The sequence below is a fragment of the Pseudomonas viridiflava genome (assembly GCF_900602065.1).
GTDB lineage: Bacteria > Pseudomonadota > Gammaproteobacteria > Pseudomonadales > Pseudomonadaceae > Aquipseudomonas.
The window spans coordinates 42,828-62,122 of the sequence record NZ_UWFN01000200.1; the positions used below are offsets into that span (position 1 = coordinate 42,828).

General features: G+C 60.0%; 17 protein-coding genes. 16 read left to right on the plus strand and 1 reads right to left on the minus strand.

Annotated features, from left to right (window positions below):
* Positions 1–714: 714 nt before the first annotated feature.
* The 16 genes from EE949_RS10745 to ggt all read left to right on the plus strand — a co-directional run bounded on the left by EE949_RS10745 (position 715) and on the right by ggt (position 17,495).
* Positions 715–1,722, plus strand: coding sequence for an ABC transporter permease (locus EE949_RS10745; RefSeq protein WP_122664257.1), 1,008 nt, complete (start codon positions 715–717; stop codon positions 1,720–1,722).
* The gene (locus tag EE949_RS10750) at positions 1,719–2,615 is read left to right on the plus strand and encodes an ABC transporter permease (protein ID WP_240350643.1); all 897 of its coding nucleotides are present in this window, start codon (positions 1,719–1,721) and stop codon (positions 2,613–2,615) included. Before EE949_RS10745 ends, EE949_RS10750 begins: the two co-directional genes overlap by 4 nt.
* Positions 2,612–4,282 (plus strand): dipeptide ABC transporter ATP-binding protein, encoded by a 1,671-nt coding sequence (locus EE949_RS10755; protein ID WP_122664258.1) that lies wholly within the window; start codon positions 2,612–2,614, stop codon positions 4,280–4,282. The genes EE949_RS10750 and EE949_RS10755 overlap by 4 nt, the downstream gene beginning before the upstream one ends.
* A 297-nt stretch (positions 4,283–4,579) precedes the next feature.
* The gene (locus tag EE949_RS10760; protein ID WP_122664259.1) at positions 4,580–5,305 is read left to right on the plus strand and encodes a GntR family transcriptional regulator; all 726 of its coding nucleotides are present in this window, start codon (positions 4,580–4,582) and stop codon (positions 5,303–5,305) included.
* A complete protein-coding gene (locus EE949_RS10765; RefSeq protein ID WP_122664260.1) occupies positions 5,302–6,063 on the plus strand; it encodes an ABC transporter ATP-binding protein in 762 nt (253 codons plus the stop codon). Before EE949_RS10760 ends, EE949_RS10765 begins: the two co-directional genes overlap by 4 nt.
* Entirely contained in the window at positions 6,060–6,836 is a 777-nt protein-coding gene (locus tag EE949_RS10770; protein WP_162874604.1) for an ABC transporter permease, read from the plus strand. The genes EE949_RS10765 and EE949_RS10770 overlap by 4 nt, the downstream gene beginning before the upstream one ends.
* 32 nt (positions 6,837–6,868) lie before the next feature.
* Positions 6,869–7,852 (plus strand): ABC transporter substrate-binding protein, encoded by a 984-nt coding sequence (locus tag EE949_RS10775; RefSeq protein ID WP_122664261.1) that lies wholly within the window; start codon positions 6,869–6,871, stop codon positions 7,850–7,852.
* Between the two features lie 38 nt (positions 7,853–7,890).
* Positions 7,891–8,907, plus strand: a complete 1,017-nt coding sequence (locus EE949_RS10780; RefSeq protein WP_122664262.1) for a zinc-binding dehydrogenase — start codon at positions 7,891–7,893, stop codon at positions 8,905–8,907.
* Positions 8,908–9,150: 243 nt separating this feature from the next.
* Positions 9,151–9,570 (plus strand): PaaI family thioesterase, encoded by a 420-nt coding sequence (locus EE949_RS10785; RefSeq protein WP_122664263.1) that lies wholly within the window; start codon positions 9,151–9,153, stop codon positions 9,568–9,570.
* Positions 9,571–9,572: 2 nt separating this feature from the next.
* The gene (locus EE949_RS10790; RefSeq protein ID WP_205505100.1) at positions 9,573–10,361 is read left to right on the plus strand and encodes a VOC family protein; all 789 of its coding nucleotides are present in this window, start codon (positions 9,573–9,575) and stop codon (positions 10,359–10,361) included.
* Positions 10,358–11,944 (plus strand): class I adenylate-forming enzyme family protein, encoded by a 1,587-nt coding sequence (locus EE949_RS10795; protein WP_205505099.1) that lies wholly within the window; start codon positions 10,358–10,360, stop codon positions 11,942–11,944. Before EE949_RS10790 ends, EE949_RS10795 begins: the two co-directional genes overlap by 4 nt.
* Positions 11,945–11,953: 9 nt before the next feature.
* Entirely contained in the window at positions 11,954–13,027 is a 1,074-nt protein-coding gene (locus tag EE949_RS10800) for an ABC transporter substrate-binding protein (RefSeq protein ID WP_122664265.1), read from the plus strand.
* Positions 13,024–14,331, plus strand: coding sequence for an acyl-CoA thioester hydrolase/BAAT C-terminal domain-containing protein (locus EE949_RS10805; RefSeq protein ID WP_122664266.1), 1,308 nt, complete (start codon positions 13,024–13,026; stop codon positions 14,329–14,331). The genes EE949_RS10800 and EE949_RS10805 overlap by 4 nt, the downstream gene beginning before the upstream one ends.
* Positions 14,328–15,086 (plus strand): ABC transporter ATP-binding protein, encoded by a 759-nt coding sequence (locus EE949_RS10810; RefSeq protein ID WP_122664267.1) that lies wholly within the window; start codon positions 14,328–14,330, stop codon positions 15,084–15,086. The genes EE949_RS10805 and EE949_RS10810 overlap by 4 nt, the downstream gene beginning before the upstream one ends.
* The gene (locus tag EE949_RS10815) at positions 15,079–15,858 is read left to right on the plus strand and encodes an ABC transporter permease (RefSeq protein ID WP_122664268.1); all 780 of its coding nucleotides are present in this window, start codon (positions 15,079–15,081) and stop codon (positions 15,856–15,858) included. Before EE949_RS10810 ends, EE949_RS10815 begins: the two co-directional genes overlap by 8 nt.
* A gap of 14 nt (positions 15,859–15,872) precedes the next feature.
* The gene (ggt, locus tag EE949_RS10820; protein WP_162874603.1) at positions 15,873–17,495 is read left to right on the plus strand and encodes a gamma-glutamyltransferase; all 1,623 of its coding nucleotides are present in this window, start codon (positions 15,873–15,875) and stop codon (positions 17,493–17,495) included.
* A 257-nt stretch (positions 17,496–17,752) separates the two neighbouring features.
* On the opposite strand, the gene EE949_RS10825 is transcribed toward ggt, so the two are convergent.
* Positions 17,753–18,640, minus strand: a complete 888-nt coding sequence (locus tag EE949_RS10825) for a helix-turn-helix transcriptional regulator (RefSeq protein WP_122664473.1) — start codon at positions 18,638–18,640, stop codon at positions 17,753–17,755.
* Positions 18,641–19,295: the final 655 nt, after the last annotated feature.

Genomic DNA, 19,295 nt, shown 5'->3' on the forward strand with positions numbered 1-19,295 from the left:
CGATGGTGCTGGCGCTGAAGATGTGGCGACTGGCACGGCCCCTTCGCGAATGAATTCGCTCCCACAGGATCGTGGGCGTTCAGGTGGATATGTGTCGCGTTATCTCACTGCGGACGCAAGACCCTGTGGGACCGGATTCATCCGGGAAGGCGATGGTGCTGGCGCTGAAGATGTGATGACTGGCACGGCCCCTTCGCGAATGAATTCGCTCCCACAGGATCGTGGGCGTTCAGGTGGATATGTGTTGCGTTATCTCACTGCGGACGCAAGACCCCGTGGGACCGGATTCATCCGGGAAGGCGATGGTGCTGGCGCTGAAGATGTGGTGACTGGCACGGCCCCTTCGCGAATGAATTCGCTTCCACATGATGGTGGGCGTTCAGGTGGATATGTGTCGCGTTATCTAACTGCGGACGCAAGACCCCGTGGGACCGGATTCATCCGGGAAGGCGATGGTGCTGGCGCTGAAGATGTGGCGACTGGCACTGCCCCTTCGCGAATGAATTCGCTCCCACATGAACGCGGGCATTCAGGTGGATATGTGTTGCGCTATCTCACTGCGGACGCAAAACCCTGTGGGACCGGATTCATCCGGGAAGGCGATGGTGCTGGCGCTGAAGATGTGGCGACTGGCACTGCCCCTTCGCGAATGAATTCGCTCCCACAGGATGGTGGGCGTTCGGGTGGATATGTGTTGCGTGAAAGGAGAGTGCGATGAGCGATAGTTTACTGACGACCTCCAGCAATGATGTGGCGACACGTTTGCCGCTCCGGCAGGCATCCATCTACTTGCTCAGCCGTATTGGCCAGGCGCTGTTGGTATTGTGGGCGGCGTTTAGCGTGTCGTTCCTGATCCTGTACGCGCTACCCAGCGATCCGGTGAGCATCATGCTCAATCAACAGGGCGAGCCTTCAGCCGTTGACCAGTTGCAAGTGGATGCTTTGCGCGCCGAATACCATCTGGATCAGCCTTTGCCTGTGCAATACGGCATTGCGCTGTGGAAGGCGCTGCAGCTGGATTTCGGTCGCTCGATACAGAGCGGCGAACCGGTGGTTCAGGCCTTGGCTCAGGCATTGCCAGCCACTGCCGCGTTGACCTTTCTGGCGCTGGGCCTTGCGTTGCTGGCGGGTATCGCGTTGGCGCTTACGGCCAATCTGGTCAAGCGTGACTGGCTGCGTAATGCGCTGCTGGGCATTCCTTCGGTGGCGGTGTCACTGCCCACATTCTGGATCGGACTGCTTTTGCTGCAGGGGTTTTCGTTTTCGTGGCACTGGTTCCCGGCCATGGGCAATCAGGGCTTCAGTGCCTTGGTCTTGCCCGCGCTGACGCTCGCGATCCCCACTGCGGCAGTGATTGCCCAGGTACTGACGCGCTCGTTGCAGGCGGTGCGTGCGCAACCCTTTGTCGAAGTGCTGATTGCCAAAGGCCTGAGCCCGGGTCGCTTGTTGTTCGTGCATTTGCTGCATAACGCCGCCATTCCGTTGCTGAGTCTGTCCGGGGTCATCGTCGGTAACCTGCTGGCCGGTTCGGTGGTGACTGAAACAGTGTTCTCGCGTGAGGGTGTCGGGCGTCTGGCTCAAGGCGCGGTGAGCGGTCAGGACATCCCACTGGTGCAAGGCGTTGTGGTATTGGCAGCGTTGATCTTCATCAGCGTCAACTTGCTGGTGGACGTGCTGTACCCATTGCTTGATCCGCGTATTCAAGGAAGGAGCGGCAAATGAGCAGCGTACTCAATGACGATCTGGCACTGAACAGCCTCGCCAATGCGCCGGTCACCCGGCCGCACTGGAGCCGAACGCTCACTGCGTTGTTGCGCAGCAGGCCGTTGCTGCCTTTGGGCATTGCGGTGCTGTTAACCGTGTTGGCCTGGGCGCTGTGGCCGACTGCGTTCAGCCATTACGACCCCTTGTTGGGCGTACCCAGCGAAGCGTTGCAAAGCCCAAGTACCCGACACTGGTTTGGTACCGACCAACTGGGCCGTGACCTGTACAGCCGCGCGGTGCACGGCTCGGCGATTTCGCTACAGGCCACGGCGCTGGCGGTGGCGATCGCCTTGCTGGTAGGCATCCTGCTGGGCGTGATTGCCGGCTACTTCGGCGGTCTGGTGGATGCGTTTCTGATGCGCGTGGTGGAAGTGCTGATGGCGATTCCGTCGTTGTTACTTGCGATGGCAATCATCACGGTGCTGGGCTTTGGCACCCTGAACATCGCTTTGGCAGTGGGGCTGTCGTCCGTGGCGACCTTCGCCCGATTGGTGCGCGGCGAAGTGTTGCGTTGGCGTACCTCGGTGTTTGTCGAAGCAGCTGTGTCCTGTGGTGTGGGGCCATGGACGATCATCCGTCGGCATATTCTGGTGCACGCCGCAGGCCCGGTGCTGGCGTTGGCAGCGCTGGAGTTCGGCAGCGCAGTACTGGCCGTTTCTGCCTTGAGCTTCCTCGGCTTTGGCGCACCTCCGCCGCAACCGGAGTGGGGGCTACTGATTTCGGAAGGACGCAATTACATGGTCGCGGCCTGGTGGTACACCACGTTGCCGGGGCTGGTTGTTGCGTCGGTGGTGCTGGCGGCCAATCAGCTGGCACGCGCGGTACAGGATCTACAGGGAAACAAGTCATGAGTACCGCAAGCGCTGTTTTACAGGTCAGCGACCTGAGCATTGGTTACCAGACCCGTGAAGGCCGGGTGGATGGCGTCAGTCAGATCAATTTTGCCCTGTACCCCGGCGAGATTCTGGCCGTGGTGGGTGAGTCCGGCTCGGGCAAGTCGACCACGGCGGCGGCATTGGTCGGCTTGTTGGCGGGCAATGGCCGGATCGAATCCGGGAGCATTCTGCTTAACGGTACGGAGCAGGTTGCCGCCAGCGAAAGGCAATGGCGCAACTTGCGCGGCAATGTGCTCGGCTTCGTGCCGCAGGACCCTGGTCTGTCGCTGGACCCGGTCAAGCGCATTGGCGCTCAGTTGCAGGAAGCCATGACGATTCATGGCGTACCGAGGGCCGCTGCCAGGCTGCGTACCACCCGATTGCTGGAAGAAGTCGGCCTGAAGAACATTGAGCGAGTGCAGCGCAGCTTCCCGCATCAGCTGTCCGGGGGCATGCGTCAGCGGGTGTTGATCGCAATCGCGCTGGCGAACAATCCGGCGCTGATCATTGCCGACGAACCGACCAGTGCGCTGGACGTCGGGGTGCAGCGGCAGATTCTCGACCGTTTGCAGGAACTGGCCCGGGAGCGCGGCACAGCGGTGTTGCTGATTACCCATGATCTGGGGGTTGCGCTGGATCGGGCTGACCGAGTGTTGGTGATGTACCGTGGCCGCGTCGTCGAAAGTGGTGATACCCGGCAGATGTTCCAGCGACCGCAGCACGCATACACCCGACAACTGCTGAAAACCGTTCCGGTGCTGTCGGCTGCGGCCCAGCCGGTGGTGTCCGAACGCCGCCGTGCTGCTTTCGACAACGAGCGGCCATTGCTGGTAGTCGAGCGGTTGCGCAAGGATTTTTCCAGCTGGCGTAACCCGGGTCTGCCAGCCGTGGACGATGTGTCGTTTACGCTGTTGCGCCGGGGTACCACCAGCCTGGTGGGGGAGTCGGGGTCAGGTAAGTCCACCACGGCTCGATTGATCCTTGGTCTGGAAAAACTGGATAGCGGGCGGGTGCTGTTTGACGGTGCAGAAATCAGCCAATACACACGCCGCGACTGGCAGGCGTTGCGTCGCAGGATTCAGGTGGTTTACCAGAACCCATATGCGTCGCTGGACCCCGGTTTTACCCTGGAGCAAATCATCACCGAACCGTTGCAGGCCTATGCCATCGGCGACAAGGCCTGGCGCTCGGCCCGCGCTGCGCAACTGCTGGAGCAGGTTGAGTTGCCGTCCCGTTTGTTGCATTGCCGACCGGGGCAGCTTTCCGGTGGTCAACGCCAGCGTGTCGCTATCGCTCGTGCGCTGGCCCTTGAGCCGGAACTGGTGGTGCTGGACGAGCCGCTTTCGGCGCTGGATGCCTCGGTGCAGACGCAGATACTGGCGCTGCTGGCTGATCTGCAGCAGCGACTGGGTTTGAGTTACCTGTTCATTTCCCATGATCTGGCGGTGGTGCGGCAGATCTCCGATCAGGTGGTGGTGATGCAGGCAGGCAAGGTGGTGGAGCGGGGCGATACCGAGCAGGTATTTGAATCACCGGCCCATCCCTACACCCGAGGTTTGCTTGCGGATGTACCCGGCAGGCGTTACCTGGACCTGCTCGACGAGTTTTCCCGGGCTCTGGTGCTGCGCCGGATTGCGATTTGAAGATGAGCGGGCAGCGCAATTCTGTTGAGGCCGGGCTTGCCCGCGATGCAGGCTCCGCGGTCTATCAAACAAACCGCGTTGTCCCTCTCGCGAACAAGTTCGCTCCTACCGCTGGGGCATTCCGCGGAATTTGAGGTTTCTTTCAGCGCTGTGAGCAGCCCACGTTATGCTCCCGATGCATATTCTTAGCCGAAAGCGTTCGTTCGGATTTATGAAGTTTTAGATTAGCGTAGTGGCCCTTGGTAAGCCTCACAGAATCAATCTGTGAGCTGCTCACAGACTGGATTGAGCCGCTAGATGACTACTCCCGCCACGCCGTTTGCCAGACCCGAGGTCGCCAGTTTTGGCGATGATGCCTACGGCCGCATCCGTCGCGACATTCTTTCCTGCCGGTTGATGCCAGGCACGAAAATCACCGAGCCTGACCTGATGGCGGACTACGGCATCGGTAAAAGCAGCTGCCGCATCGCGCTGACCCGTTTGTGCCATGAAAACCTGCTGCGCTCGATTCCGCGCAAGGGTTATCAGGTCGCACCGATCACCTTGAAAGACGTCGAAGAAATCTTCGTCCTGCGGGTGCAGCTCGAACCCATGGCCGCACGACTGGCGGTCGGCCGTGTTGATCTCGAACAGCTACGGGCCCTCGAAGCAGCTTGCCGAGTTCGCCATCTGGTGCCGCTGTCGGAGCAGATTGACGTGTTCATGGACGCTAACAAGGCGTTCCACATGGCGATCATCGAAGCCTCGGGCAATGAACGACTGGTGCGTACCTTGTCCGGCCTGATGGATGAAATGACCCGTCTGGTGGCGCTGGGTTTCAACGTGCAAGGCACCAAACCCGAGATCAAGCACGATCACAACGCCATGATCAACGCCTTCGAAGAAGGCGATGGCAAGCGGGCCGAACTGATTGCCCGCCGTCACATTGAAACCTTTCAGGCGATGACGCTGGAGAAGGTTTACGACAGCCTCAGCGAATCCGGCGCATCGCTGCCGATGCTTGCCGCGAGGTTTGCCCGATGACCGCGCACGCCGTTTTTCCGCTCACGGCTCCGGCGCTGAGCCTGCAAGGCATCTCCAAATACTTTGGCGAGCTGGAAGTGCTGCGCGATATCTCGGTACAAGTCGCTCAGGGCGAAATTCTCGCCTTGTTGGGCACTTCCGGCTGCGGCAAAAGTACGCTGTTGAATATCCTGTCCGGTCTGCTCAAGGCTGATCAGGGCAGCCTGCAACTGGAAGGCATGGCCGCCGAAGACTTCGACGGCTGGCGTCGGGTCGCCTACATGTTCCAGGAAGATCGCTTGCTGCCTTGGCGCACTGTGCGCAGCAACGTCGCTTTTGGCCTGGAGGGATCCGGTCTGAACAAGGCCGAGCGCCTGGCCCGTGCCGACGCCGTGCTGAAACTGGTGGAGCTGGAGGCGTTCGCCAAGGCCTGGCCACATCAGCTGTCGGGCGGGATGCGCAGTCGCGTGGCACTGGCGCGCAGCCTGGTGGTGGAGCCCGGTGTGTTGTTGATGGACGAGCCATTTTCCAAGCTCGATCCGCAAACCCGCAGCCAGATGCATGATGAATTGCTGCGCCTGCAAGCGCTCAAGGGCATGACCATCGTCTTTGTCACCCACGACGTGGAAGAAGCCGTGGTGCTGGCCGATCGCGTGGTGGTTCTGGAGCCGAGACCCGGCCGGGTACGGGACATCGTTGCGATTGACTTGCAGCGTCCACGCACGCCGACCGCCGCTGACGTCAGCGAGCAGGTTCGTCAACTGCGGTTGAAGGTATGAACAGCATGCTTGCCAACCGGTTTGTGATTCTTTTTGCCCAGCGTTTGCTGTTAGTGGCGGTGTTTGCTGGCGCCTGGTGGTATGCCGCCGGACGTGTTCCATCCTTCGTGTTGCCTGGGCCAGAAAAGGTCTTCACCGCACTGAATACGCTCTGGCACAGCGCGACTTTCGCTCATGATCTGGGCGCGACCATGGGCCGGGTGTTCAGTGGTTTTGCTCTGGCGGCACTGATCGGTACGCCACTCGGCCTGGCCTTGGGTTCAAGCCGCACGCTGGCGCAATTCTTTGAGCCAATACTCGCGGTGTTCAACACGGTTTCTTCAGCGATCTGGGCGATTTTCGCGATTATCTGGTTCGGCATCTCTGATGCGACCACTGTGTTTGTGGTGTTCATGACGTCGATGCCATTGATCCTGACTAATGTCTGGCAGGGCGCGCAGACCGTGGAGCGCCAGTACATCGATCTGGCGCGCTCGTTTCGCATGTCCCGCGGCCAGATCCTGCTCAAGATCTACTTGCCGACCATCCTCCCGTACTTCTTTTCCGGTGCCCGGCTGGCGTTCGGTTTCGGCTGGCGAGTGTCGCTGGTCGCGGAGACCCTCGGCGCGTCTGACGGTATCGGTTACCGCCTGCGTCAGGCGGCTGATCTGGTGCAGAGCGATCAGGTGTTCGCCTGGACCATCTTGCTGGTCACGTTGATGTTGCTGCTTGAGGCGGGTGTGCTCAAACCCCTCGAACGGCGTTTGTTTCGCTGGAAAACCTCCAATCAATAACCCTTTGAATTATTCCTTCAGGAGCTGCACCCATGCGCAAGCTTTTTGCCGCCGCAGCGTTGGCGACGACTGTTTTTGTTTCTATCTCCAGCCAGGCGGCCGAAGCCGTCCGCATCGGCTACTGGACCAGCGGCGTGAGCCTGGGCTATGGCTCGGTGCTTGAGGCCAAGGACTTCCTGGCCAAGCGTGGTATCGAGGCGACCTTTGTGCATTTTCCGGACGTGAATGCGCCGATCCGCGCACTGGCGGCTGGCTCCATTGACCTGGCGTTCGGCGCACCGGTGGCAGGCGTGTTCAGTGCTGCAGCAGAAGGCGTGCCCATCAAGATCTTTGCCGCGACCCAGCCGGCTGATGTGCAGTTTGTAGTGCCTGCGGATTCGCCGATCAAGTCGGTGGCCGAGTTCAAGGGCAAGAAAATCGGTATGTCGCCGACCGGTTCCTCGGTGGCGGTGATTGCAGGCACGGTGCTGGCGGGCAACTACGGCATTCAGCCGACTGACTTCTCGCTGATTGGCGGCAATGAATCACGACTGGCGCAGTTCCTCTCGCAAAAGCAGGTGGACGGTGCGGCCTTGCGCTCATTGACCATCGACCAGTTGGACGACGAGCTGAAGGTCAAACGCCTGGGCAGCTTCGCGGATGAGTGGAAGAAGCTGACCAAAACCGATGCGGTGCCGTACATCGGCGTCGGCGCGGTGAACGCCAAATTGGTGGACGAGCATCCTGAGACCGTCGCCAGGGTCATTGCCGCGCTGCGCGACACGTTGGCCTGGGGCGCGGCCCACCCTGACGAAGTCGTCGGCATCCTGGAAAAGAGCGCCAACCTGCCGACCAGGGACGCCAAAGTTTACGTGGGCCTGTGGAATGCCATGAACCGTGTGTCCTTCGAGCGTGCCGACATCGAGACCCTGAAATTGCAGCACAAGGTGTTCATCGAAGGCGGACTGGTCAAGGGCGAGCTCAAGGATGACCTGTTCGCGACCAAGCCTTACGCCGACTCCAAAACCCTTAAGTGATCAATCCAGATCCATCAACGACTCAGGAGAAATCCCCAGTGAGCAAAACCATGAAAGCCCTGGTACTCGATGCACACGGCGACCTCGACCGTTTGCGCGTGGTAAGCGACAAGCCGGTACCGGCAGTCAGCCAGGGGCACGTCGTGATCCGCGTTGGCGCGTCATCCTTTAACTACCACGATGTGTTCACCGTCAAAGGCATGCCGGGTATCAAAGTACCGTTGCCGGTAGTCATCGGCCTGGATCTGGCAGGCACCATCACTGAGGTCGGCGAGGGCGTGAGTGGCTGGAGCGTTGGCGATCGTGTACTGGTCAATCCGTTGAAACCCGATGTCGGCCTGATGGGCGAAATGGTTGACGGCGGCATGGCTGAATATGCGCTGGTGGATGCCCGTCAGTTGATCAGCCTGCCGTCGGCAGTGAGCTTCGAGCAGGCCGCGGCGTTGCCGGTGGCTTATGGCACCGCGCACCGCATGTTGATCACTCACAACACCGTAAAACCTGGCGACCGGGTGTTGATTCTGGGGGCCAGTGGCGGTGTGGGCACGGCCAGCGTGATTCTTGCCAAACTGCTTGGCGCTGAGGTGATCGCTTGTGCGGGCAGTGATGCCAAGGGCGAGCGGCTCAAGGAAATCGGCGCCGATCACGTGCTCAATTATCGCGAGACCGACTTCTCCAAGTGGGCGATTGCCCAGTATGGCAAGCCGCAACGCCGCACCCATGAAGGCGGCGTGGATGTAGTGATCAACTTCACCGGCGGCGACACCTGGGTGCCATCGCTCAAATGCCTGAAGCGCGGCGGCACCTTGCTGGTCTGTGGCGCGACTGCAGGTCACGATCCTGCCGAGGATTTGCGTTACGTGTGGAGCTTCGAGCTGAACATCAAGGGCTCCAACAGCTTCTACGAGGAAAACCTTGTGGGCCTGCTGGACCTGATTGCCGAGGGCAAGATCGATCCGCTGATCGACCGCGTCCTGCCTCTGGAACAGGCTGCCGAAGGCTTGGCACTGATCCGCGACCGTGAAGTGTTGGGCAAGGTTGTCGTCAAGCCCTGAGCTCTTTTTAACCTTTTAATGCTGTACCGCTGCCGGAGGTTTCCATTCCGCGGCACGGGGCTCGTTTGCCCTCGATTCAGCGACTCGGCTGGATTTAAACGCAACTTCTGTAGGAGCTGCCGAAGGCTGCGAAGCATTCGTCCTGCCACACCGCTATCGCAGCCCTCGGCAGCTCCTACAGGCCCAGCGTTTGATGCGAGAAAGCGTGGGATCTCCCCTAACTAGACAAGCAGGAATTTGAACATGACCGATACATTGCCAACCGCTGCCGATATTCAAGCCCGTTTGCTCAAAGGGCCTTACCACCAATGGCTGGGCCTTGAAGTGATTGAGGTGGGCGAGGGCAGCATCGAACTCACCGCCAAATGGCGCGAAGAGTGGGTGGTCAACGTCGAGGGCGGCTACACCCACGGCGGGATCCTCGCGGCATTGGTCGATCTGACGGCTGACTGGGCGCTGGTCTCGAAAACCGGCAAAGGCGTGCCGACCGTCGATCTGCGTGTCGATTACCACCGTGCCGCCAAGGGCGACCTGCGTGCCACGGGCCGGGTCATCAAGTTCGGCAAGCAGTTCTCGGTGGCGGAGGCTCAGGTGTTCGATAGTGAAGGGCATCTGGTCGCCAGTGGCCGTGGTCTTTATTCGACTCCTGCTGCCAAGGCCTGATCATGCAAACCGCTCTGGATCATCTGGTCATCAATACTCGTTTCGAGACCGACACCGCAGCTCAAGTGTTCGCTGCGCTGGGTTTCACCCTCACGCCGCGTGGTTATCACTCGCTGGGTTCACTCAACCATTTGATGATGTTCCCGGGCGGTTACCTCGAACTCATCGGCCTGCCGCTGGGCACGCGCAAGTTACGCCAGGAGGTGCTGGACAGCCCGTTGGGCATTGACGGTCTGGTGCTGAGTACCCGTAACGCCCATGCCACGCACAGTGAACTGGTCAGCGGCGGATTTCTGGTGCAGCCGGTGCAGCGCTTCTCCCGCGCCGTGGAGCATCAGGGACGGGAGTTGACGGCGCGTTTCACCACCGTGCGGCTGCAAGCCAGCCAGTTTGCCGCCGGGCGGGTTTACTACTGCCATCACGAAACCCCCGAACTGGTCTGGCAGCCGCAGTGGCTGACGCATGCCAATGGTGTCAGCGCGATCGTCAAATTGACGGTGCTCAGCGCAGAGCCCGAAGGGGCACGCGAGCGCTATGCCGCATTGGGGCAACTGGGCGATGGCTTTGCACTGGACGTTATTGATCAGGTCACCCTTGAGCAGCGCTATGGCGCGTCCGCCAGTCAATTGAGCCAACGGGGCGAGCGCTTTGCGGCGATTACCCTGCGTTGCGCTGATCCTGCCGAACTGGCGCGCCTGGCCGGGCAGGCCTGTTTGCCCTATCGGCTCGAAGCGGAGCGGGTGCTGATCGAGATTGCCGAGTTCGAAACCTTGCTGGAGTTTGTCTCGTGATCGACGGCATCAAAAACCTCGGCCGGTTGATAGACCGCCAGGCTGATCGGGAACGGGTGGCGTTTGTTGGAATAGACGATACAGCCTCGACCGGTAGGAGCGAACTTGTTCGCGAGGCGTCGAGCCTGACACACCGCCTCGCGAACAAGTTCGCTCCTACCGGGAGGGTGGCTGCAGAAAGAGTCATCACCTACGGCGAACTCGATGACCTTGCCGATGGCGTTGCCCGTGCGTTGGCGGCACGAGATTTCGCTCAGGGTGACAGGGTCGCCGTGTTGGCCGCCAACTCCGTGGAATACCTGGTGGTAGTGCTGGGCATCATGCGTGCCGGGCTGGTAGCGGTGCCGGTCAATTACAAATTCCCTGATGCCACGGTGCATTACGTGATTGCCGACAGCGGTGCACGGTTGCTGTTTTGTGATACGCGTCGTGTGTCGTCAGCACCCGTCGGGCTTGAGCACATCGAGTTGAGTACCGAGGGGCTTGATACTTTCGCCAATCCGGGGCCGTACGAGGCATTCGCGCCACTGGCAGATGAACCCGCGCTGATCCTTTATACCTCGGGCTCCACCGGCAAACCCAAGGGCGTGTTGCTTAGCCATGCGGCGCATTTGTGGGTAGTGCGAACCCGTTTGCAGGCGACCCGCCTAGCCGACGAAAAACCACTGATTGCCGCACCGTTCTATCACATGAATGCTTTGGCGCTGGCCTTCCTCAGCCTGGCTTCTCACGCGACAACGGTGTTGCTGCCGCAGTTTACTGCGGCGGGTTACATCGCCGCGATTCAGCGTCACCGCTGCACCTGGTTGACCGCAGTGCCGCCGATGATCGCCATGATGCTCAGTGAGAAGAGCTTGCTCGCCGAGGCTGATCTGTCGCCGGTGCGGGTCGTACGCATGGGCTCGGCACCGGTAAGCGCGAGCCTGCTGGAGCAAATCCACCGCCTGCTGCCCGAAGCAAAAGTCATTAATGCCTATGGCACAACTGAAGGCGGGCCGGTGGTCTTTGCGCCACATCCGGGTGGCTTACCCACCCCTGCGATGTCTCTGGGCTGTGCTCACCCAAAAGTACAGCTGCGATTGCGCGATGAAGCCGGTGCGCTCGGTGATCAGGGCGTACTGGAACTGCGCAGTCCCGGTTTGATGAGCGGATACCACAATCGCCTGGACCTGCCGCTGCCTTTTACCGCTGACGGTTATTACATCACCGGCGACGTTTTCGCCCGCGACTCGCAGGGTTTCTACACCTTCGTCGGCCGCCGTGACGACATGTTTGTCAGTGGCGGCGAGAACATTTACCCCGGTGAAATCGAGAAATTGCTGGAGCGTCATCCCGCAGTACAGCAGGCCTGCGTGGTGCCGGTAGAAGACGCCATCAAAGGCCACAAGCCTGTGGCCTTTGTGGTTCTGCGCGAAGGTTTCAACGCCAGTGAAGATCAGCTCAAAAGCTTTGTGCTGGAGCACGCCGCCGCTTACCAGCATCCGCGACGGGTCTGGTTCCTTGCCGCATTGCCACTCGCCACGACTAACAAGATCGACCGCCGCGCCCTGATCGATCAGGCGCAATCAGTTTTGACTCAATAAGGACCGCTCATGACCCTTGCAAAGTTGTTGCTGCCGCTGTCTGTGCCCTTGATGTTCGCCGCCACCCAGGCCTGGGCGCTGGATGATGTAACCGTGGCGCTGGCGATTCCGCCTGCCGTGCATGACGGCGCGGCCTATGCTGCCGCTGAAGAACTGGGCCTGTTCAAGGAGCAGGGGCTGAAGGTCAACGTGGTGGTGTTTCAGGGGGCGGGTGCCTTGCTGCCTCAATTGGCGAGCAAGCGCGTGACCTTCGGTTTCCCGGTCGCCGAGCCGATCATATCCAGCTACTTCAACGGCAAAGATCCGCTGCCGGTGCGCTATTTCTACAACGGCGTACCCAGCCAGACCATGGAGTACGCGGTGCTGGCCGACTCGCCGATCAAGTCGCTGGCTGACCTCAAAGGCAAGCAGATCGGCGTAGGCGCATTGACCTGGGGCACCTTGCCCAACAGCCGTGCGGCGTTGCGCATCGCCGGGCTGGAACCGGGCAAGAACGTCGAATTTGTAGCGGTCGGTGCTTTGGGCGCGGGCTTCCAGGCACTGAAAACCGGGCGCGTCGATGCGCTCAATTTCAACAGCAGTTGGGATGACATGCTGGAGCTGTCCGGCACGCCGATTCGGCGGATTGCCTACCCTCCGGTGTTCCAGGAAAACCCCGGTAATGGCTTCGTTGCCCATGTAGACACGTTCAAGGAAAACCCTGACCTGATCCGCCGTTTTGGTCGGGCTTATACCCAAGGGCAACTGGTCTGTGAGGCCAACCCGACGTATTGCGTGCAGGCGTTTTGGCGTCAGCATCCTGAAAGCAAACCGGCAGACGCCGACGGCAAAGGCCTGGCCGATGCTCGTGAACTGTTGGTTCGTCGTTTGCGTAACACCTTGCATCACCCGGATGGCAGTGACCGGGTACCCGGCGAATACAACCTGCAGATCATCAAGGATGCGATTTCGGCCATGGCCAAAACCGGGGAATTCCCGACAGCCGACGTGCCAGTGGACACGATCTTCTCCAACGAGTTTGTCCCGGCGTTCAGTGACTTTGATCGCGCCGCACTGGTCAAGCGTGCTCAGGAGGCGAAATGAGCCCGCAGTTCTGGATCGATCTATCGGAAGGTCTGATCGACCAGGCCCGGCATATTCGCTTCACCGGTCTGGCCGCGGGCGAGGCCAGCTTGCGCGCCTGGTTGCAGTGCGCTGATGGCAGCCGCTGGGAGAGTCATGCGCGTTTTCTGATCGGAGCGCCGGGCGAGCTTGATCTGGCCAAAGACGCCCCACACAGCGGCGATTGGTTGTCTGCGGACGCGATGGCGCTGGTCTGGTCGATGCACCAGGTCAAGCCACCCACGAGTGTGCCCTCGCAGGAAAGCCTCGCGGCACAGCGTGTCGAACTGCAATTGACTGACGCCAAGGGGCAGCAAATCAGCGGTGCGTTTACTCAGCACTATCTGGCGGCCGGGGTGCAACGAAGCGAGATCAGAGAGGGTGGAGTCAGCGGCACGCTTTTTCGCCCTGAAGGTGATCAGCCTCGGGCGGCAGTGGTTGTGCTGAACGGCTCCGGCGGTGGTACACCGCAACAGCGGGCCGCGCTTTATGCTGCCCATGGCTATACGGCGTTGGCACTGGGCTATTTCAAGGCGCCGGGTCGTCCTGAGCACATCAGCGACACACCGCTGGAGTATTTTCAACAGGCGCTGGAGTGGGTGGCCAATACGCTCAAGCCCAAGGACGACTTTATTGCCGTTGCAGGGTTGTCCCGGGGCGGTGAGCTGGCGCTGCTGCTGGGGTCGTATTTTCCGGGTTTGGTCAGTGCTGTCATCGGCTACGTGCCGAGTTCAGTGGTCCACGGTACCCTGCGCGCCGGTCGACCGGAGCAACCCCGGGACGCGAATGCCTGGACCTGGCAAGGACAGCCGCTGACCAACGTCTGGCAAAACAACCCGCGGGTCGACTGGCGCCCGTTCGACGTGGCGGAGCCGGCTGGCGCGCCGATCCGTCAAGCTCCGGCGTTTGTCGCGGTGCAACAGGATGCACCGTCCGTTGCCAGGGCGCGTATTCCGGTGGAGAACATCAACGGCCCGTTGTTGCTGATCTCCGGTGACGATGATGGTTTCTGGCCTTCAGCCGCCTACAGCGCCGAAATCGAGGCAGACCTGCACGCACGGGGTCATGCCTGGCCTGTCGAGCATGTGCTCAATCAGGGCGCCGGACACGCCATTGGCTTCCCGTATGTGCCGACCACGATGATTGCCCGCCTGCATCCGGTGGCCAGGGTGTCGATCAGTGGCGGCGGCACGCCTGCGGCCAACGCATTGGCCAACCAGCACAGCTGGGGCAGGGTGCTGGCGTTTCTGGACCGGGCTGTTGCTGCCAGGAGTTCTGCGCGATGAGTGCTGCACTGAGCCTGCAGCAAGTAGGGCTGACCTATGAGACCCGGCGCGGGCATATTCAGGCGTTAAGCAACATCGACCTGAATGTTGCCGAGGGCGAGTTTGTCGCGTTGCTGGGGCCATCGGGATGCGGCAAATCCACCTTGCTGAAACTTGCAGCGGGTTTGTTGCCTGTTTCCAGCGGCCGCATCGAATTGGCGGGGCGTGAGGTACAGGGGCCAAGCCGGCAAAGCGGCGTGGTGTTCCAGAAACCCAATATGCTGCCGTGGAAGTCGGTCCTGGATAACGTGCTGTTGCCCGCGAAAACCCTCGGTTTGCCCATGGCTGAATCCCGAGAGCGGGCGGTGCAATTGCTGGAACTGGTGGGTCTACAGGCGTTTGCCAACGACTACCCGTTCGAGCTGTCCGGTGGCATGCAGCAACGGGTCGGTATTGCCCGTATGTTATTGCACGATCCGCAGATGCTATTGATGGATGAGCCGTTCGCGGCGCTGGATGCCATGTCCCGTGAGGCGCTGACGCTGGAGTTGCAACGTATCTGGAGCGTACACCGCAAGTCCGTGCTGTTCATCACTCACAGCATTCAGGAGGCGGTGTTTCTCGCCGACCGGGTGCTGGTGATGTCGCCGTCACCCGGCACCATTATTGATGAGCTGACGATTCCTCTGCCGCGCCCGCGAACCCTGGATACTCTCAACGATCCGCAGTTTGCCGCGCTGTGTCATCACCTGCGGAGCCACTTCAGCCATGCGTAAATTAGTGCCGTTGTTGTATCCACTGACCAGTCTGGCAGTGCTGATTCTGGTCTGGGACCAGAGCGTACGCTGGCTGGGAATTTCCGATTATCTGCTGCCACCGCCGTTGGCGGTCTATCACGCACTGGCCAACGGGTTCGCTGACGGGACCTTGTGGCCGCACATTGCGTCGACCGTCATCGAGACGTTGAGTGGTTATGTGCTGGGTTCGGTACTGGCCATTGTTCTCGGTGCAGTGCTGGCTGAATCGCGAACCTTCGAACGCTTTGTCTACCCGCTGCTGATTGGCCTGCAGGCCACGCCGAAAGTTGCGCTGGGGCCGATCATCCTGGTCTGGTTCGGCTTTGGCATCGCTTCAAAGATCGTCCTCGTGACTCTGGTGTGCTTCTTCCCGCTGTTCGTCAATACGGTGAATGGCATCCGCCGTACCGACCCGGAGTTGCTGGACGCCTGCCGGGCGTTTTCGGCATCGCGGTTGTATCTGCTGCTGCATGTGAAGTTTCCGGCAGCGGCGGGGGAAGTCTTCGCCGGTTTGCAGATCGGTATCTCACTGGCGCTGATCGGCGCGGTCGTCGGCGAGTTTCTCTCGTCGCAAAGCGGGCTGGGTTACCTGATCGCCTCAAGCTCGGTGAGCATGAACATGGCAACGATGTTCAGCGGCCTGATCCTGCTGGCGCTGATCGGCCTGTGCGGCGCGCAAAGCGTGCGAGCCCTACAGCATCGCGTGATTTTCTGGGAGCCGGGTGCCGCCCGGCGACAACGTAAAGACTGAATCAAGGAGTGCTCATGGCTTTCGATTGGCAAAACCCTTATCCGACTACCCGGATCCCGTTGTTTGCCCGTAACGTGGTGTCGACGTCTCACCCGCTGGCCGCTCAGGCAGGGCTGAATATTCTGCTTGCTGGCGGTAACGCGGTAGACGCAGCGATTGCTGCTGCGGCGATGCTCACGGTGGTGGAGCCTGTGTCCAATGGGCTGGGCAGCGACGCGTTTGCGATCCTATGGGACGGTAAACAATTGCATGGCCTGAACGCTTCCGGTCCGGCGCCGCAGGCCTGGGATCTGGAGCACTTTCGCGGGCGTTATGGCGAAGATGGCGCGGGTCATGCCAAACGTCCGGTACGTGGCTGGGATTCAGTGACGGTGCCGGGAGCCGTGGCGGGTTGGGCTGCTTTGCATGAGCGTTTCGGCAAGCTGCCATTTGCGGACATTCTGGAGCCCGCTGCACAGGTTGCCGAGCGCGGTGTGACCCTGGCACCGACCGTAGCCCACAAATGGTCGGGCGCGGTGCCATTGCTGAATACGCAGCCAGGCTTTGCCGAGACCTTCATGCCCGGCGGACGTGCGCCGCGCATCGGTGAGAAGTTCGTGTTCAAGGACGCCGCGCGGACCTTGCGCCTGCTCGGCCAACAAGGTGGTCGGGCGTTTTATGAGGGCCAGATTGCTGAAGCCATTGTCGGCTTTGCCCGGCAGACTGGCGGCTCTTTAACGCTGGATGATTTGCGCAACTATCAGCCGGAGTGGGTCAAGCCGATCTCGAAATCCTACCGGGGTTATGACGTGCATGAGATTCCGCCAAACGGGCAGGGTATTGCGGCGTTGATCGCACTGGGGATTCTGGAGCGCTTCGACGTCGGCTCGCTGCCGCTGGATTCGGCGCAGTCGCAGCATTTGCAGATTGAAGCCATGAAGCTGGCGTTTGCCGACATCTATCAGTACGTGGCTGATCCTTCGAACATGGACGTCACACCGGAGCAGATGCTCGATGAGGCTTATCTGGACAGCCGCGCCAAACTGATCAATCTCGATAAGGCCAGTGATCCAGGCTTCGGCATGCCACGCAGCGGGGGCACGGTGTACCTGAGTGCGGCGGATGAAAACGGCATGATGATTTCGTTCATTCAGTCCAATTACATGGGCTTTGGTTCGGGGATTGTGGTGCCTGATTACGGCATCAGTTTGCAGAACCGTGGCGCTGGTTTTTCCAGTGATCCGAAGTCGGCCAATGTGGTTGCGCCGGGCAAGCGGCCGTTCCATACGATTATTCCGGCGTTCCTGACCAAAGACGGCAAGCCGCAGATGAGTTTCGGGGTGATGGGCGGGGATATGCAGCCGCAGGGGCATGTGCAGACGCTGGTGCGAATGCTCGATTACAACCAGCAGCCTCAGGCCGCCTGTGATGCGCCACGCTGGAAGGTGAATCGGGATTTTTCGGTGGATCTGGAAGATACCCTGGCGGCCGCTACGGTGGAGGGTTTGCGGGATTTGGGGCATCGGCTGAAATCCGTTGAAGACCCGTACATGGACTTCGGTTCAGGGCAGTTTATCTGGCGGCTGTCGGAGGATGCAGACCATGGTTATGTGGCAGCGAGTGACAGCCGTCGGGATGGGCATGCGGCGGGGTTTTAGTCTTACCGACCTTTGCAGGAGTAGCCCCGGTACCGCACATAGACCGTGCTATCCCGTAGGACCGGCCGGGGCGGGATCAGTGCTTGCAGGCAAACATAGAATCTCCCACATAAAAATCGCAGCTATTCAGGGATGTATATTTTGGTTTGACAGGAGCTAATTTTGTTGGCGGGAGGAAGGCCTGATCAAGCCGGTCCACTGCCTCGCGAACAAGTTCGCTCCTACCATAAAATTGCATTCGCGCATTGCCTTGTGCGTTATGACCCGACACCACATGGCTCAAGCTGTTGCCTTCTGAATTGCCCCGGCGGCAGGCCGTGTATCTGACGGAAGCGCCGCGAGAAGTAGGCTTCATCGGCAAAACCGCACAATCGCGCCACTTCGCCTACCGGCTTTGTGCCGTTTAGCAGGTGGTTGCGTGCCGCGTGCATGCGCCTTTCCAGGACCAGTTCGCTGAAGGTTTTACCGATTTCCTTGCGCAGCCAGTGGGTCAGGTAGGTGGGCGAGAGGTAGGTGGCGGCGGCGACTTTTTTCAGGCTCAGGTCGGGGTCAGCCAGGTGTTTGCGCACGTACTCCGACATGCGCGTCAGTGCATCGCGGCGGCTCAGTTGTGCAGCATTGCCGTCGGCCAATTGCATCAATGGCTCGCCATACAAGGTGCAAACCGTGCTGATCAACTGCAACAGCAAGCCCTTGAGCATTTCCCGGGTGCCGAACTGGCGGTTTCGATCCAGATCGCGCATGTGTTCGAGAAGGGCGCAGATTTTGTCGAACTCATTCTGCTCAAGAATGAAGTCCAGATGTTCCTGAAAACGGAACGGTGACAGTTCCGGCGCGAGCAGGATCGAAACGTCTTCCAGGTCCAGCGGATCGCACGCAAGGTGCGGCAGCAGGAAGGTCTGGGAAAAATTGATGACCATGAAGTTGCTGTCCGCAGGGTGCGGAATCATGTGCATGCGGTGCGGCAGGATGAACGCCAGGGCGTTGCGCGGGAAAGGCCGTTCGACGTTGCCGATGTGCTGAATGGTGTCGCCGCCCAGGTTGATCTGGATCTGAAAGTACTCGTGGCGGTGCGGGCTGGTTTCCGCGCTTCGCGCCGTTTTATCGCGGATATAAAAATCAGCGCGCTCGCTGCGCTGCTGCATGCCGTATGTGGGGACACGATTAGCGGCGTTGCTGCTGGTGAGGCTGCTCGTGTGATTTGCTGCGTGCATGGACGACATCTCCTGCTGGTCTTTGCTGAACGCCAGGGATTTTATGGTGAAATCCTCTAGTTGTTAGGTCTTTGTATGATGACCCAAGCATGCGCGGTTTGCGGCAATGCAGGCAACCGCTTTGCTTTGATGTCCAAAAAATACCGGTGATGGCACAAATGTTTCGATGGCTCTGGATCAATGGTTACAGGGCTAGTTTAGAGTTTTTTATGGGGCTCGTCAGGCGGCGAAATTTTTTGGACTTCTTTGATTTGCGCCGGTTTGATCTGAAAAAACGATCTAACCGGCGCATTGATTTTCCATGGTTGTACGATAACTTGAAGGCCGTTGTAGACCGACATCTATCAAAAATAATTAGAAGGTGCTCGTACCATGAAATTTGATCCTCGCTGCTTTGCCTCCCCAATCTGTGCGCATCCTCGCGCCTGCGCCTCGAACTCCGACCCCTCTCACGGCTAACCCTGCTGCGCCCGATCGTGCTGATCACTGATCCTCGGCGCCTGAATCTGCTGGCAGTTGATTTCGCTCTGAATCAAGGGTGATGGCTTCGCTTTGTCTGAAAACCGCTCAATCACAACAATAATGA